The organism is Paenibacillus sp. GD4, assembly GCF_030846225.1.
GTDB classification, from domain to species: Bacteria; Bacillota; Bacilli; order Paenibacillales; family NBRC-103111; genus Paenibacillus_G; species Paenibacillus_G silviterrae.
In genome coordinates this window covers 4,747,790-4,762,024 of the sequence record NZ_JAVCYK010000001.1, presented here as the reverse complement: position 1 = coordinate 4,762,024, position 14,235 = coordinate 4,747,790, and the positions used below count along the sequence as shown (strand labels likewise).

The 14,235-nt window shown below is 53.2% G+C and carries 12 protein-coding genes; 4 read left to right on the top strand and 8 right to left on the bottom strand.

Annotation, left to right across the window (positions count from 1 at the left end; genetic code table 11):
• The first annotated feature begins 155 nt into the window (after positions 1-155).
• Positions 156-1,154 (top strand): MDR family oxidoreductase, encoded by a 999-nt coding sequence (locus RAC89_RS22495; protein WP_306615858.1) that lies wholly within the window; start codon positions 156-158, stop codon positions 1,152-1,154.
• A 66-nt stretch (positions 1,155-1,220) separates the two neighbouring features.
• Positions 1,221-2,966, top strand: a complete 1,746-nt coding sequence (locus RAC89_RS22490; protein ID WP_306615857.1) for an Rqc2 family fibronectin-binding protein — start codon at positions 1,221-1,223, stop codon at positions 2,964-2,966.
• An 86-nt stretch (positions 2,967-3,052) separates the two neighbouring features.
• Here RAC89_RS22490 and RAC89_RS22485 read toward each other — a convergent pair whose 3' ends face one another.
• Both RAC89_RS22485 and RAC89_RS22480 read right to left on the bottom strand, forming a co-directional pair.
• Positions 3,053-4,000 (bottom strand): MerR family transcriptional regulator, encoded by a 948-nt coding sequence (locus RAC89_RS22485; RefSeq protein ID WP_306615856.1) that lies wholly within the window; start codon positions 3,998-4,000, stop codon positions 3,053-3,055.
• 74 nt (positions 4,001-4,074) lie between these two features.
• A complete protein-coding gene (locus tag RAC89_RS22480) occupies positions 4,075-7,671 on the bottom strand; it encodes a CheR family methyltransferase (RefSeq protein ID WP_306615855.1) in 3,597 nt (1,198 codons plus the stop codon).
• Positions 7,672-7,869: 198 nt separating this feature from the next.
• Between RAC89_RS22480 and RAC89_RS22475 the strand changes: the two genes are divergently transcribed.
• Positions 7,870-8,535 carry a cobalamin B12-binding domain-containing protein gene (locus RAC89_RS22475; RefSeq protein WP_306615854.1) on the top strand — a complete coding sequence of 222 codons (666 nt, stop codon included), beginning with the start codon at positions 7,870-7,872 and terminating at the stop codon, positions 8,533-8,535.
• Positions 8,536-8,543: 8 nt separating this feature from the next.
• A complete protein-coding gene (locus RAC89_RS22470) occupies positions 8,544-9,116 on the top strand; it encodes a hypothetical protein (protein WP_306615853.1) in 573 nt (190 codons plus the stop codon).
• 47 nt (positions 9,117-9,163) lie between these two features.
• Here RAC89_RS22470 and RAC89_RS22465 read toward each other — a convergent pair whose 3' ends face one another.
• The 6 genes from RAC89_RS22465 to RAC89_RS22440 all read right to left on the bottom strand — a co-directional run bounded on the left by RAC89_RS22465 (position 9,164) and on the right by RAC89_RS22440 (position 14,230).
• Positions 9,164-10,474: a UDP-glucose dehydrogenase family protein gene (locus tag RAC89_RS22465; protein ID WP_306615852.1), complete on the bottom strand. Its 1,311-nt coding sequence runs from the start codon at positions 10,472-10,474 to the stop codon at positions 9,164-9,166.
• Between the two features lie 23 nt (positions 10,475-10,497).
• Positions 10,498-11,376: a UTP--glucose-1-phosphate uridylyltransferase GalU gene (gene galU / locus RAC89_RS22460; RefSeq protein WP_306615851.1), complete on the bottom strand. Its 879-nt coding sequence runs from the start codon at positions 11,374-11,376 to the stop codon at positions 10,498-10,500.
• Positions 11,373-12,221 (bottom strand): PHP domain-containing protein, encoded by an 849-nt coding sequence (locus RAC89_RS22455; RefSeq protein WP_306615850.1) that lies wholly within the window; start codon positions 12,219-12,221, stop codon positions 11,373-11,375. Before RAC89_RS22455 ends, galU begins: the two co-directional genes overlap by 4 nt.
• 79 nt (positions 12,222-12,300) lie before the next feature.
• Positions 12,301-13,212, bottom strand: coding sequence for a selenium metabolism-associated LysR family transcriptional regulator (locus tag RAC89_RS22450; RefSeq protein WP_306615849.1), 912 nt, complete (start codon positions 13,210-13,212; stop codon positions 12,301-12,303).
• A gap of 104 nt (positions 13,213-13,316) precedes the next feature.
• A complete protein-coding gene (locus RAC89_RS22445; protein WP_306615848.1) occupies positions 13,317-13,754 on the bottom strand; it encodes a hypothetical protein in 438 nt (145 codons plus the stop codon).
• Positions 13,755-13,963: 209 nt separating this feature from the next.
• Positions 13,964-14,230 (bottom strand): YlbG family protein, encoded by a 267-nt coding sequence (locus RAC89_RS22440; protein ID WP_284638910.1) that lies wholly within the window; start codon positions 14,228-14,230, stop codon positions 13,964-13,966.
• Positions 14,231-14,235 lie beyond the last annotated feature (5 nt).

The window sequence follows — 14,235 nt, the reverse complement described above, 5'->3', positions numbered from 1 at the left end:
TTGTCTAGGCTAAATGTATTCAGACAAGCAGCAAAATAGCACCACGTCCTAAAGACAAGGGCCCGGTACCCGCCTATTTTACTTACGCCGCTCATTGCGTTATACTTGCTTGTTAACTAAGGCGTATGAGCCGGACACGGAAGGAGACGATCCGTATGCAGCATGAGGCGTTTCAAGCGTTCGTCGTAGACTCAACCCCAGAGGGACCGTCGGCAGCGTATCGCGAGCTTACTCTCGCCGATCTGCCTGAGGGAGATATTCTGGTGAAGATTCAATATTCCAGCTTGAATTACAAGGATGGCCTTGCCGTCACGGGGCAAGGCAAAATCATCCGCAGCTACCCGATGGTACCGGGGATCGATTGGGCCGGAACGGTGGTGAGCTCAAGCTCCCCGCGCTTTCAGCCCGGGGACGAGGTCGTCATGACCGGCTGGGGCGCCGGAGAGCGCTTCTGGGGAGGGTACGCGCAATATGCCCGGACGAAAGCCGAATGGCTTCTGCCCCTTCCCCGCGGACTCAGTGCGCTGCAAGCCATGGGCATCGGTACCGCCGGGTTAACGGCGATGCTGTGTGTCCTGGCGCTGGAGAAGCAAGGGCTTGCCGCAGACCGCCGCGAGGTGATCGTCACGGGGGCCAGCGGCGGCGTAGGCAGCGTAGCGGTGCTGCTGCTTTCCCTGCTCGGGCACCAAGTGACAGCCTCAACGGGGCGCCCCGAGGCTTCCGCCGACTTCCTGCGCAGCCTGGGCGCCCGGCACTTTCTACCGCGCGAGGAGCTGGCTCGACCTAGCAAGCCGCTGGAGTCGGAGCGCTGGGGCGCGGCGGTCGACACCGTCGGCGGCGACACCCTAGCGTCGCTTCTCAGCAGAATGGCTTACGGCAGCAGCATTGCCGCCTGCGGGTTGGTGGGCGGTTCCTCCCTGCAGACAACCGTATTTCCTTTTATATTGCGGGGCGTGAACTTGCTGGGGATCGACTCCGTTATGGCACCTCTTGAGCTTCGGGAGGCCGCCTGGTCTCGCCTTGCCGAGCTGCTCCCGAAGGAGCGGCTGGAGAGCCTCATGACGGTTCTTCCTTTCCGCGAGCTGCCTCAAGCAGCCGAGGACATCGTTCAGGGGCGCACCACCGGGAGAATCGTCATTGATGTAAACCGCTAAGCTATGGCATCATTAGAAGAAGAGCACGACTTAAGTCTTTTTGTATAGAAACGGAGTTGTCCAGTTATGTCGTTAGACGGTCTGGTCGTACACAGCCTGGTGCAGGAGCTGCAAGGCTGTGTCGGCAGCAGAATCAATAAAATTCATATGCCTACAGGCAATGATATCGTATTGCAAACAAGGGCAAAGCAGGGCAATGTCAAGCTGCTGCTGTCCGCCAATCCAACGTATCCGCGGGTTCATTATACGGAGATGAGCTATATGAACCCGATGGAAGCGCCGATGTTCTGTATGCTGCTAAGAAAGCACTGTGAAGGCGGCATCATCGAAGCGATCACCCAGCCGGGCTTGGAACGGGTGATCCACATGCAGGTGCGTCAGCGCGATGAGCTGGGGGATGTCAGCGTCAAAACGCTGGTCATCGAGATTATGGGCAGGCACAGCAATCTGATCCTGCTCGACCCTGCCACCGGGATGATCCTGGACGGGATCCACCATGTAACCCCGGCAATCAGCAGCTATCGGGTCGTTATGCCCGGAAGCACCTACACAGCGCCGCCGGAGCAGCATAAAGTAAATCCCTTCGAGGTAACGAAGGAGCAATTCCTCCAAGCGTTGACCTCCGATATCGAAGATTTGGCGCTTAGCCTGGAGCAGAGGCTGGTCGGCCGCTTCAGCGGGCTCAGTCCCTTGGTCGCTAAGGAGATCGTATATCGGGCTGGGATGACAGAGCATACAGGAGAGCTCGAGCTTCTCTGGAAGCCCTTTACGGAAATGATGGAGCGACTGCGGAGTCAGGGACCGATCCCTGCGATCTACGAGGGAGCGAAAAGCGGCAAGCTGGTATTCTCCGTCGTGGAGCTGACGCATATGGGCGAGCCCGTCGCCGCGTTCGATTCGGTGAGCCGCTGCCTCGAAGCCTACTACGGAGACAAGGCGGAGCGGGATACCGTGAAGCAGCGGGTCTCGGATCTGCTGAAGCTGCTTACGAACGAACGGAGCAAAAATGTAAAAAAACTCGAAAAGCTGGAGGAAACGCTGGAGGAAGCGAAGCATGCCGATAAGTTCCGCGTCCTCGGCGAGCTGTTGACGGCGTCCATGCATTTGATCGGGAAAGGCATGAAGGACATCGAGGTCGTCAATTATTATGATGAAGAGCAGCGCCCGATTCGGATCGAGCTGGACCCTCTGCTCTCTCCCTCCGAAAATGCCCAGCGTTATTTTAAGAAATATACCAAGAGCAAGAACAGCCTGATTGCCGTAAAAGAGCAAATGGAGCAGGCCCATGAGGAAATACGCTATCTGGACAATGTGCTGCAGCAGCTGAGCAGCGCCGCGCTGAGCGACGTAGAGGAAATCCGCGAGGAGCTGGTCGAACAGGGCTACTTAAGAAACAGGGACAAGAAGGGCCGCAAGAAAAAGCCGAATGCGAAGCCCCAGCTGTCCTGCTTCACTTCCAGCGAGGGGATTCCGATCTATGTAGGAAAAAACAATACACAGAACGAATATCTGACGAACCGTCTCGCCCATCCGTCGGACACGTGGCTCCATACAAAGGATATTCCGGGCTCCCACGTGGTCATTCGAAGCGCTCAGTACGGTGAAGCTACCCTTAGCGAAGCCGCTCAGCTCGCCGCTTACTACAGCCAAGCCAAGGAATCGAGCCAGGTTCCCGTCGACTTCACCTTGATCAAGCACGTTCGCAAGCCGAGCGGAGCCAAGCCCGGTTTTGTCATCTACGATCATCAGAAGACACTCTATATTACCCCGAGTGCCGAGCAAATCAAGCAGCTGCCGGTCGCGGTGAAATAAAGAGCCGGACCGTTACAAAAAAGATCGCTCCCCGTGGCCGGAGAAGGCAAATCTTCCCGGATCCGCGAGGAGCGATCTTTTTTATGCTAAACAATCAGCTTCTTGATTTTCTGTACGGTTTCTTGGGCATCCCCGGCTACCAAATGAATAGCCTCGGTACCGGTCAGCAGTTCATCCCGATCGATCGCCCTGCCGCCGATGAATACCTTCGTAGCGAGCTCCAGCTGTTGTATGCGCCGGTCAAGCTCCATGTAAAAGGGGATGGCCTCCTTCAATAGCTCGGATGAGGAGGAGCCGAAGGCGAAGGCGGCCGGCTTGAGCTGTTCCAAACAATCGAAGATGCCCTTCTCCGAAGGAGCCGCCCCCAAATACACAATCTGAAAGCCCTGCTGAAGCGCAAAATAGCCGAAGAATAAAACGCCCAGCTCATGGCGCTCCTTAGGTGAGCAGGCGGTCACAACGAGCGGCGTATCCGTTGCACGATGGTATAGGTTCCTTAGGGCAAGCAGCCTCTCCCTTACGAAATGACTGCCGAAATGCTCCTGATATTCGGATATTTCCCCCCGTTCCCATCGCTCCCCGATTTCGACCAGCGCAGGAGCCAGCACCTGCAGCAGCACAAAGTCCATATGGTGAAGCGCCAGCAGCTGATCAAAGAACCGCTGCGAGCCGGACTGATCCAACCGGAGAAACAGCGAGATCAGCTTCTCCCGGTAGTCTTTCGCCTCACCGGGCGATCCTTCTACGTGGAAGGAGGCGGTACCCTCCTCCTCAGGAGTCGTCGATCCTGTTTGCTCCCCTTCCTCCAGCTGCTGCTTCCGTTCCTGCACAGCCAAACCGATGGGCACGCCCTCGTCGACCTTACTCTTCAGCCAGAGCAGCGTCTCCATATCCTGCTTCGTATACCCGCGATAGCCGTTAGGAAAACGGGAGGGCGTTACGGCATCGTAACGCTCCTCCCATTTACGGATCAGCTGAGTAGACAGGCCCGTGCGCAGAGCGGCCTCTTTAATTGTAAATAGTCTTTGTGTCATCCGGATGTACCCCCGAAACGGCAAGCTGACCTCATTATAAACTATTTACAAACCTTATACAAGAAGAGGGCCGATTAGATGACCGCCGGCAGGAAAATATCCACGTTCGTACCGACGCCCTCTTGGCTCGAAATATAGATCGTCCCTTGGTGATTTTCGATAATCTTATAGCTTACCATCAGCCCGAGACCCGTCCCCCGATTCTTGGTTGTGTAAAACGGTTCTCCAAGCTTGGCGATCTTTCGCTCCGGTATGCCGCAGCCTTCATCAATCACGCTGACTTTAATGCGGCGGTCCTCCGTCCGCTTCGCCCTCACGATGATCTTGCCTCCGTTAGGCATGGACTCGACCGCATTTTTCAAAATATTAATAAATACCTGCTTCAGCTGATTCTCCACGCAGCTGACCAGCGGAAGCTTTCCATCCAGCTCGGTAACAATCTCGACTTTATTTATGATCGCTTGCGTTTCCAGAAGCATGACCACGTCATGCAAAAGTCCGGAAATGTCCTTCGGCAAATAATCGACCGCTTGCGGCTTCGCCAGCACAAGCAGCTCGCTGACGATTTCCTCAATGCGCTCCAGCTCGCTGGACATAATCGAAATATAGCTCTCGTTATGAACCCCGGAGCCCAGCAGCTTCGTAAAGCCTTTCAGCGCCGTCAGCGGATTGCGAATCTCGTGGGCGATCCCCGCGGCAAGCTGCCCTACCGCAGAGAGCATTTCCGACTTGCGAAGCAGCTCCTCCGTCGTTTTCCGTTCCGTGATATCCTCCGCTATCTTCAGATAGTGGATGACCTGGCCGTGCTTATCCTTGATCGGCAGCAGCTTTACCGCCTCCCAATAAGGCTGCCCGTTCTTTCGCCGGCTCTCAAGCTCACCCTTCCACTCTCGGCCTGACGTAACGATTTCCCATATATCATGGAACCTGACTGATGAGTTGTCCCAGTAATTCAGCTCCATCACATGCCGGCCGACGGTCTCCGTAGAGGACAGCTCCGTAATCTCCGAATACATCGGGTTGACATATTCGACCTTACCGTTCACATCGGCGATCACAATGATCGACGGGCTTTGCTCGATGGCGTACGACAGCTTCAGAAGCTCTTGATTCGCGCCCTTCAGCTCCGTAATATCCACAAAGGTAACGACGATCCCCTTGATGAAATTATCGCTGGTCCGGTAGGGCAGCACCCGCATACTGTACCAATTTCCGCTGTGGCTTTGGATTTCGCGCTCCAGCGGCACCAGTGTCTTCAGCACCTTCTTCGCGTCATTAACAATGCCGTCGTAATGAAAGTTATGCGAGATATGTGCGATCGGCCGTCCATAGTCCACATCAAGAAGATTGATTTCCCTCGTGATGGCGGGCGTGAATCTGCGAATGCACATGTCCTTATCCAAGAAGATCGTCCCGATTTTCGTGCTGACGAGAAAGTTGTCCATATCATTATTGAGGTCCGTCAGCTCTTGAATCTTGAACTGGTATTCGGTGTTCACCGTCACGAGCTCTTCATTGACGGACTGCAGCTCCTCGTTCGTGCTCATAAGCTCCTCGTTGGCCGCTACAAGCTCTTCATTGGTCGCTTGAAGCTCCTCATTCGAGGTCTCCAGCTCCTCTATCGTAGCTTGCAAGGATTCCTCCGCTCTTTGCAGCTCCTGCTCCAGCTCGACAATACGCTGATTTACGTTATTTTCGATATCGAACGAATCGACGATCTTCACCGGCAGCTCTGAAATCGGCCTGTCCGCCTCCTCAAACTGCACCAATACGAGCTTGTCGAACTTTTTGTTGCGCAAGGTAAACGGCTTGACAACCAGGTTCAAATACGATGATTGCTCCCCCTGATTAGCCTTGATGTCCTTATAGTGGATTACCTTCTTTTCCTTGCGCACCCGCTGGATCGCCGTTACGATAGCAACCGCCAAGTGGGCCTCCACCATCTTATAAATGTTCCAGCTCGGCTTGCCGCGCGCAAGCACCAAATAAGGATTCACGTTGCCGCTTAAATGAATCACATCATTATTTTCATCAATTACCATGCAAGGCGGCATATGCTCGTCTACAAAGGCCGCATATAAATCATCCGATTTTTTGAGGTTTTGTGTTTCTTTCAATTGAGAATACCCTCTCCTGGCAAGATGGTTCATACGAGTCACGTTCAAGTTGTCGTTCATGTCCAAGTCCGCACTGGCGATGTTCATCTGAAAATTTTTCTGTTGAAAAATGTTCCATTTGCGGTCAAACGGCGCAAACATATTCGTAAGCCGCCCGATTGTCTCACTCGGCCCCAGGAACATAAAGCCGTTCGGGTTAAGTGCAAAATGGAACAGCGAGAGCACCTTGCGCTGCATCTCCGGCTGCAAATATATGAGCATGTTTCGGCATGTAATCAAGTCCAGGTTGCTGAACGGAGGATCCTTCGTAATGTTATGGGGGGCGAAGACAACCATCTTGCGGATTTCCTTGCTCACCTGGTACATGTCGCCGTTTTTCACAAAATAATCCCTCAGAAGACGTGACGAAATTGTCCTTACACTTTGCTCCGGATATATTCCTTGTCCGGCAAAATCGATCGAATCCTTGTCCAGGTCTGTTGCAAATATTTTCACCTGGTAAGGAGTTTCCAGCTTCTCCATGTACTGCTGAAACAAGATAGCCAAGGAATAGGCTTCTTCGCCGGTAGAACAGCCCGCCACCCACACACGAATCTGCTTCTCCTGCCGCTTGCTTTCAAATATGACAGGGAGCACGCTCTTGGCAACGATGTCGAACGCTTGAGTATCGCGAAAAAACTCCGTTACTCCGATCAGCAAGTCTTTCCCCAGAGCGGACAGCTCCTGCGGATCGCCCGAAAGCAATTGGTAGTAATCTTGAATGGAAGAAATACTTAATAGACCCATTCTGCGGTCAATTCTTCTTACGATGCTATTTTGTTTATAATAGGTAAAATCAATGCCGCTGGATTGTCTCAGCAGACCGAAAATGCTTTGTACGATTTCCTCATCGCTATCATTGAGCAGCGTCCCGCTATCCGGATCCTCTTCAACGTGCATTTCATGAAACTCGACAATGTAATCCAGCAAAATTTTGGCCATTTCGGAAGGCTCTGCGACATGATCCACAATGCCGGTATGTCTTGCGCTATTGGGCATCCCGTCGAACTTAGCCGAAATCTCATCTTGGACTATGACCAGACCGTTATGCCCCTTGATCGCTTCTACACCGCGGGTGCCGTCACTGCCTGTTCCGGACAAAATGACGCCGACGGCCAATTTACCGACATCAGAGGCGAGCGAGGCCAGAAACATATCAATCGGCAGCTTCAAGCCGGTGGAAGGCATATGGTCGGTTACCTGAAGCACGCGGTCTTTTATCCGCATGTCTTTCTTCGGCGGAATCAAATAAACCGAATTCGGTTTGACTTCCATATTGTGCTCGGCTACAAAAATTTCCATCGATGTATGCTTGGCCAGAAGCTCGGCCATGAAGCTTTTATAATTAGGGGATAAATGCTGGACGATGACAAAAGACAGGCCGCTGTCCGCTGGCATATGATCAAAGAAGAGCTGCAGCGCTTCCAGTCCGCCGGCCGATGCTCCAATCCCTACGATAAACCCTTCGGAATGAGGCAGTTTCGGCCTCGCTATTGCGCTTACTTGCTCGTTCATAGGTTTGTCCTCACTTTAGGGGCAATATCGCCCTATTGTAGATAATTCTATTAATTATAGCAAAGAGTAGAGCGATATCAAAAGAAAGGAATGCAGGAAGATATGGTATTGCTTAGTCGCCACTATGAATCCGTTGCCGTTTGCTATAGAATGAGAAAAGCTGACTTGACCCGTTCCAAAGCAGAAAGGTGGAGACAGATGAATTTTGAAACGGAGCAACTGGCAGAAACGATGCTTTCAGGTGATTATTCGAAATCCTGGGAAATCATACAAAAGCAGTTCACGGCGAAAAGGAACAGCCTCTATATATATGACAAATTATTGACTGACGCCATGCGATATATCGGTCAGCTATGGGAGCATAACGCCATCTCCGTGGCGGACGAGCATTTGGCCTCGGCGGTCTGCGACCGGCTCATCACCCAATATTCGGAGCTGCAGCCTGCAGACACTTCCTCGCGCAAGAAAGCGATGTTTCTCTGCATGGAGGGGGAGCAGCATTATCTGGGCTTGAAGATGGTATCGTCCTTCTTTCAGGAGTGCGGCTGGAGCACCCGCTTCTACGGCCCGAATCTGCCGCTGGAATACGCGCTCATCAGCGCTCTCTCTTGGAAGCCCGATGTCGTTGGCTTATCCGTAAGCATGGTATACCCTTTGCCCAAATTAGCGGACTACATTCGCGCCTTCGAGCAGCTTCATCATAAGCCCACGGTTCTAGTAGGCGGACGGCTTGTCGGCAAATATGATTTGCCGTCCCATGGCTCCAAGCGAACCGTCTTTATTACGGACCTGCTTGAGCTTCAGCAATGGATGCGAGAGCAGCAAGGCAAGTTGCACGTCAATTCCAAGCAGTCACTGGGGTGATTCATACCATGTCCATTGCAGCAGCTTCCTGTTTACCGGTACCTTACTTTCAGATCGACGGCAGCCTTCGAATTTTGAACCGTTCTGCGATAGCGGATTCCCAGTTTCCCGCCGCCGTGTACTTGCATGATATAGTGGATGAAGAATCGCTTACCAAGCTAACGCAGCTCGTCAAGCCGCTGCAGGACACGCGGGTTGAAATCAATCTTCTATCTACCGACAACCTCCCTGCTCTGTATGAATTATATCAGTGTTGGGAAGACAAGGAAACCGGACACGTGGTGGCAATCCGGCAACAAAGCCGAATTCACGCTCTTCAGCAGTCGATGGAGCAACTGCGTGAAGGTCTTCAAAAGGAAGCTCCTTCCCCTAATAAAGTAACGCAGCTCTCTCCGGAAGCCGGCAGGAAACAGGCCAAGCTTCATATCGATGCTGCCAGTGCGCTGGAGACGATCGATGATCTGATGATCATTCTTCGGGCGGATTTTATCGAGCTTGGCAGAACCCCCTACTCCGATATCATTACCGAGAAGGTCAATGAGCTGCGCGATCTGCTTCGACAGCTTAAGGAAATGAAATAAAGCCCGAACGGGCTTCCTGAAAGGGGAAGCTCTTCCGGGCTTTATTACTAAATGGAGGGACGGCCGATCGAGATGTATTCGAAGCCGAGCTGCGCCATGGCTGCAGGAGAGAAGCAATTGCGTCCGTCCAGCAGGATAGGCCGATTCATGAGCATGTGCAGCCGCTGGAGATCCAGCCGCTTTATTTGCTGCCATTCTGTCATGACGGCTGCCGCATCGGCTCCCGCCACCGCCTCATAAGGGTCTGTAAAGTAGCTTATGCCCTGATGACCGAGCCGAGAGGCCGCCGGAACCAAAGCAACGGGATCGTAGGCATGCACATGGACTCCCTGCTCTACTAGAATCCGTATAATGTCCAAAGCCGGTGCATCCCTCACATCATCGGTATTCGGTTTGAAGGACAAACCGAGTATCGCTAAGGTGCTTCCTTTCGGTGTATCTAAAGCTTCGATGATTCTTTTGGCGAAAAGCTCTCTCTGCAGTCGGTTCACCTCGATGACCGACCGCAATATTTTAAAATCGTAATCGACGTTCTCAGCTATGCGAAGCTGGGCTTGTGTATCCTTCGGGAAGCAGGAACCGCCGTAGCCTATGCCTGCTTGGAGAAAATGCGGGCCGATCCGGTGATCCATCCCCATCCCCTCCGCAACGGATTCCACATTGGCCCCGACCTTGTCACACAGATTCGCCATTTCGTTGATAAAGGAGATCTTGGCTGCCAGGAAAGCATTCGATGCATATTTGATCAGCTCTGCACTTTCCCTGTCGGTGATCAGCACCGGCGCTGCAAATGGCTCGTGAAGCTTGGCGATTCGGTCCGCCGCCTTTTGCCTTGCCGAGCCTATCACGACTCGGTCCATATGGAACGTATCCCTGACGGCCGAGCCCTCCCGCAAAAATTCAGGATTCGATACGACCTCAAAGCTCGCATGCTGCGGAGCATGCTGCCTTAGAAGCGACTCCAGCATGCGCGCCGTGCCGACCGGAACCGTGCTTTTGATGACGATGAGTTTATCTCGACCGAGCAGCGGCGCGATGCGCAGGGCGGCTGCTTTCACCTGCCCCATATCCACACCCCCGTCAGGCAGGGAAGGCGTGCCGACCGCGATAAAGACCAGCTCCGCCTGCTCTACGGCCCCCTCAAGGTCCGTTGTGAACCGAAGGCGTCCCTCGCCCAGATTGCGCCGGACCAGTTCCTCTAATCCAGGCTCGTAAATCGGGATCTCCGCTTGCTGTAATCGCTTAATTTTGTACTCATCGATATCGACGCATGTGACCTGATTCCCAACCTCAGCAAAACAGGTGCCGGATACTAAACCTACATAACCGGTGCCGATCACTGCCAATGTCTCCCGCATGGCCCCTCCAACCGTACTGATGTTTATGAGTCCATCCTTGCCACAAGCTCCTGCAAATAACTCTTGAGATCATCCCCAAGGCCGGGCCGCTGTAAAGCGAATTCAATGCTTGCCTGCATGTAACCGAGCTTATCCCCTGTGTCGTAACGTTTCCCCTGAAGCGAATAAATCGCCATTCTCCGGGCTCTGTTAAGGATACGCAGCGCGTCGGTTAACTGAATTTCTCCGCCTCGGCCGGGTGTGCAGCTCTCCAAAATGCCGAAGATGTCAGGTTCAATGATGTATCTTCCGATTACCGCCAGGTTTGAGGGAGCCTCTTCCCTCGCAGGCTTCTCTACTAAATCCTCCACGAAGCTGCAGCCGTTGGCCGACGGGAAGCACGGAGAGACGATCCCGTATTTATCCACGTCTTCCCACTCGATTTCCTGTACGGCAATGACAGAGGTTTGCGTTTTGTCGTAGAGGTCCATCATCTGCTGCAGGCAGGGCGGATCCGATTGAATAATATCGTCCCCCAGCAGAACGGCAAACGGCTCATTCCCGATAAATTTCCGTGCGCACAGGACCGCATGTCCAAGACCCAGCGGCTGCTTCTGTCGTATGTAATGCACGTCAGCCAAACTGGAGACGCTGCGGACGATGTCCAGCAGCTCCTTTTGGCCCTTCTCCTCCAGCATCATCTCGAGCTCGACCGACTTGTCAAAATGGTCCTCGATAGCACGCTTATTCCGTCCGGTGACAATCATGATGTCTTCGATGCCGGAGGCGATGGCCTCCTCTATGATGTACTGAATCGCCGGTTTGTCGACGATCGGAAGCATTTCCTTGGGCTGCGCCTTGGTCGCCGGCAGGAAACGCGTTCCGAGACCTGCGGCCGGAATAATCGCCTTACGTATTCTCATTCCTGTACTCCCCTGCACTCATATAATTGCTGCACGACCCGTACATCGACCGTTCTCGCCCCGATCGGAGCATGGAAAACCACGCCGTTTCGGCTCCCGTGATAGTCCGAGCCCGCAGTGACGAGCAAGCCGTGACGGGCGGCAAGCTGCTCATAATGCCGCTCCTGTTCCGGGGAATGATCGGAATGGAAAGCCTCCACACCGACAAGTCCAACAGCCGCAAGCTCTCCGATCAGCTCATCCTGCCCGTACAAGCCCGGATGCGCAAGTACCGGCACGCCTCCCGCCTCCAGTATCCAAGCTATTCCCGTAGCGGGATCGATCCGGGGCGGATTCACATAAGCCGCCGCACCGCTAGCCAAATACCGGTCAAACGCTTCCTGCATGGAGCTGACATAGCCTTTTCGGACAAGAGCTTCCGCAATGTGCGGTCTCCCGATCGTTTCATCCTGCTTTTTCACGGTCTTCAGCGAATCGAGCACGTCCTGCATCGTAACAGAAATTCCAAGCTCGGCCAGCCTTTGCAGGATCATGTCATTGCGGCGGTCCCGCACTTCCCGCAGCTCAGCCAGCCGCTGAAGCAGCTGGGGGTCCTGATGCCGTAGCCAGTAGCCAAGGACGTGAATGTCCTTACCATGACGGACCGTGCTGATCTCCACTCCAGGCACCACCTGGACGCCATACCGCTGACCGGCCTCCAGCGCTTCCTCAATGCCGCCGACGGTATCGTGATCCGTGATGGCCACAGCCTTCAGCCCGGCCTCGGCGGCTAATCTGACATTCTCCTCGGGTGTCCCCGTACCGTCTGATGCGGTAGTATGCGTATGCAGGTCTGCTCTCGACACTTCCTCAGCACAACCTTTCCTTAAATATAAACGGCTTATATTAACGCAGAATGAACGCTTCCTGCAGATTAAGTAAAAATTACAGCCATTGACTCAAATCCCTTTCCCTCAAAAAGGTCATGAAGGTTACGGCGGAAATCGGCAATATCGTCGAATTCAAATAGATGGCGTGAAAGCTTCTTTTGAAACGCACCTGCTCCAGCTGCTTCACCTGCAGTACCCCTAATGCCGATTCATGCTTCACCGAAGACTGGGACAGGATCGAGATGCCAAGTCCCGCTTCCACCGCAGACTTCACAGCCCCTGTGCTCCCCAGCTCCATCACGATCTTCAACGCCCCGGCGTCGCAGCCGACCCGAGACAGCTCCTCCTCCATCACCCGGCGCGTGCCGGAGCCTTGCTCCCGCAGAACGAATGGATATTTGAGCATTTCTTCAACCGGCACTTCCTCCCACTCGGCCAGCGGGTGCCCGGCCGGAACGATCAGCTTCAGCTCATCGCTCAGCAGCGCTTCCGTATGGACATCGGGATGATGCACTTCGGCCTCCACCAGTCCGAAGGTGAGCTGATGATTCAGCATTTCCTCCAAAATCTGCTTCGTATTGATGACCTTCATGCTAACTGAAATATTCGGATATTCCTGACTAAACGGCCCGAGCAAGCGGGGTAAAATATATTCGCCTACCGTCAAGCTGGCGCCCAAATGAAGTCGTCCTTCCAGCATATGCGTGAACTTGGACATGCTGACGTCCGTTTCCTTCATCAGGTCAATGCTGCGCTTGGCAAAAGGCAGCAGCGTACGTCCGGCCTCCGTAAGCTCGATCTTCTTCGTCGAGCGCAGGAACAGCTTCGTCCCGAAATATTCCTCCAGCGACTGCACCTGCATCGTAACCGCAGGCTGGGTCATATGGAGCGCCTGTGCGGCATGAGAAAAGCTCCCTTTCTCCGCTACCGTATAAAAAATATGAAGTTGATGAAAATTTAGCGCCATGAAGCGGCCTCCGTCCGTCTAACTTTTGCGGGTCACTCCTAAGTATATCAAAAAAAAGAAAAGCTTGCCGGGGTCAGCAAGCTTTTTCGCACGTATTTCCCCTTTTATTTTCGTTTGCGTCCATTCTTCAGAAGGGTCATGCGGCGGGAGTGCCGAAGCCATGAATAATAAGAACGCAAATCCCGAAGCTCCATCGTCTCCGACATGCGGCCAAGAAACGTCACGACGATCATCCGATAGGAAGGCTTCCCGTTATGTACAGCTGCCCCTTCCACCGCAGTGAACTCGGCCACCATTACCAAATCCTCATCGATCAGGTAGACGTCCTCCTCATTACGGTAGTAGGAACGAACGGCTCCCGATTTCAGCTTGTCCCATACAAAGCCTGCAATATCCGGCCGGGATGCCTCATTCTTCTCAATCCGGTCGCACCAGCGAATCCGGGCATGATGGGTAATAACTAATTCGATGATCTTCTTGCCGCCAAAAATCAGGTCTTCCGATTCGCTGTCATTCGTGCAACCGATCACCTTATCGTTCACCGTGATTACCCCTTTATAACCAGAAAAATGATTCTTGTTGCCTATATACAACCACATCTTCATTCTCATTTTACTGCTTATGCAGGAAGAATCAACTTAAAAAAACTTTATAATGCAAAACCGGGAAGAAAGCAAAAAAAAGCCTCCGCGAACGGAAGCCTTTTATCAAGCATAACCTAGTTATTGAGCCTCTGCGGCTCATGCTAGATTCACAATGTGTAGAATCTTGTTTTATCTGGCATATTACTGTTATACTCGGTTTTGATTTCATTGCGGTAGGAGCGCTCCACCTTCTTCACAAAAGGAAGCTTCTGCAGCTGCTTGAAGGTCTCCTCCAGGCGGCTTGCGTGGACATACATGGCTGCATACTGCATTCGCTTGGAAATAAAGTGCACGTTCCCGTATTTTTCAAGCTGCTTGGCCGCGGCCTTCACATCGCTAACCCATACGATAATCCCGCTTCGTTCCGTAAACATAAAGC

Coding starts and splice junctions, on each gene's coding strand:
- RAC89_RS22495 (WP_306615858.1), top strand. CDS start 156: ATGCAGCATGAGGCGTTTCAAGCGTTCGTCGTAGACTCAACCCCAGAG.
- RAC89_RS22490 (WP_306615857.1), top strand. CDS start 1,221: ATGTCGTTAGACGGTCTGGTCGTACACAGCCTGGTGCAGGAGCTGCAA.
- RAC89_RS22485 (WP_306615856.1), bottom strand. CDS start 4,000: ATGACACAAAGACTATTTACAATTAAAGAGGCCGCTCTGCGCACGGGC.
- RAC89_RS22480 (WP_306615855.1), bottom strand. CDS start 7,671: ATGAACGAGCAAGTAAGCGCAATAGCGAGGCCGAAACTGCCTCATTCC.
- RAC89_RS22475 (WP_306615854.1), top strand. CDS start 7,870: ATGAATTTTGAAACGGAGCAACTGGCAGAAACGATGCTTTCAGGTGAT.
- RAC89_RS22470 (WP_306615853.1), top strand. CDS start 8,544: ATGTCCATTGCAGCAGCTTCCTGTTTACCGGTACCTTACTTTCAGATC.
- RAC89_RS22465 (WP_306615852.1), bottom strand. CDS start 10,474: ATGCGGGAGACATTGGCAGTGATCGGCACCGGTTATGTAGGTTTAGTA.
- galU (WP_306615851.1), bottom strand. CDS start 11,376: ATGAGAATACGTAAGGCGATTATTCCGGCCGCAGGTCTCGGAACGCGT.
- RAC89_RS22450 (WP_306615849.1), bottom strand. CDS start 13,212: ATGGCGCTAAATTTTCATCAACTTCATATTTTTTATACGGTAGCGGAG.
- RAC89_RS22440 (WP_284638910.1), bottom strand. CDS start 14,230: ATGTTTACGGAACGAAGCGGGATTATCGTATGGGTTAGCGATGTGAAG.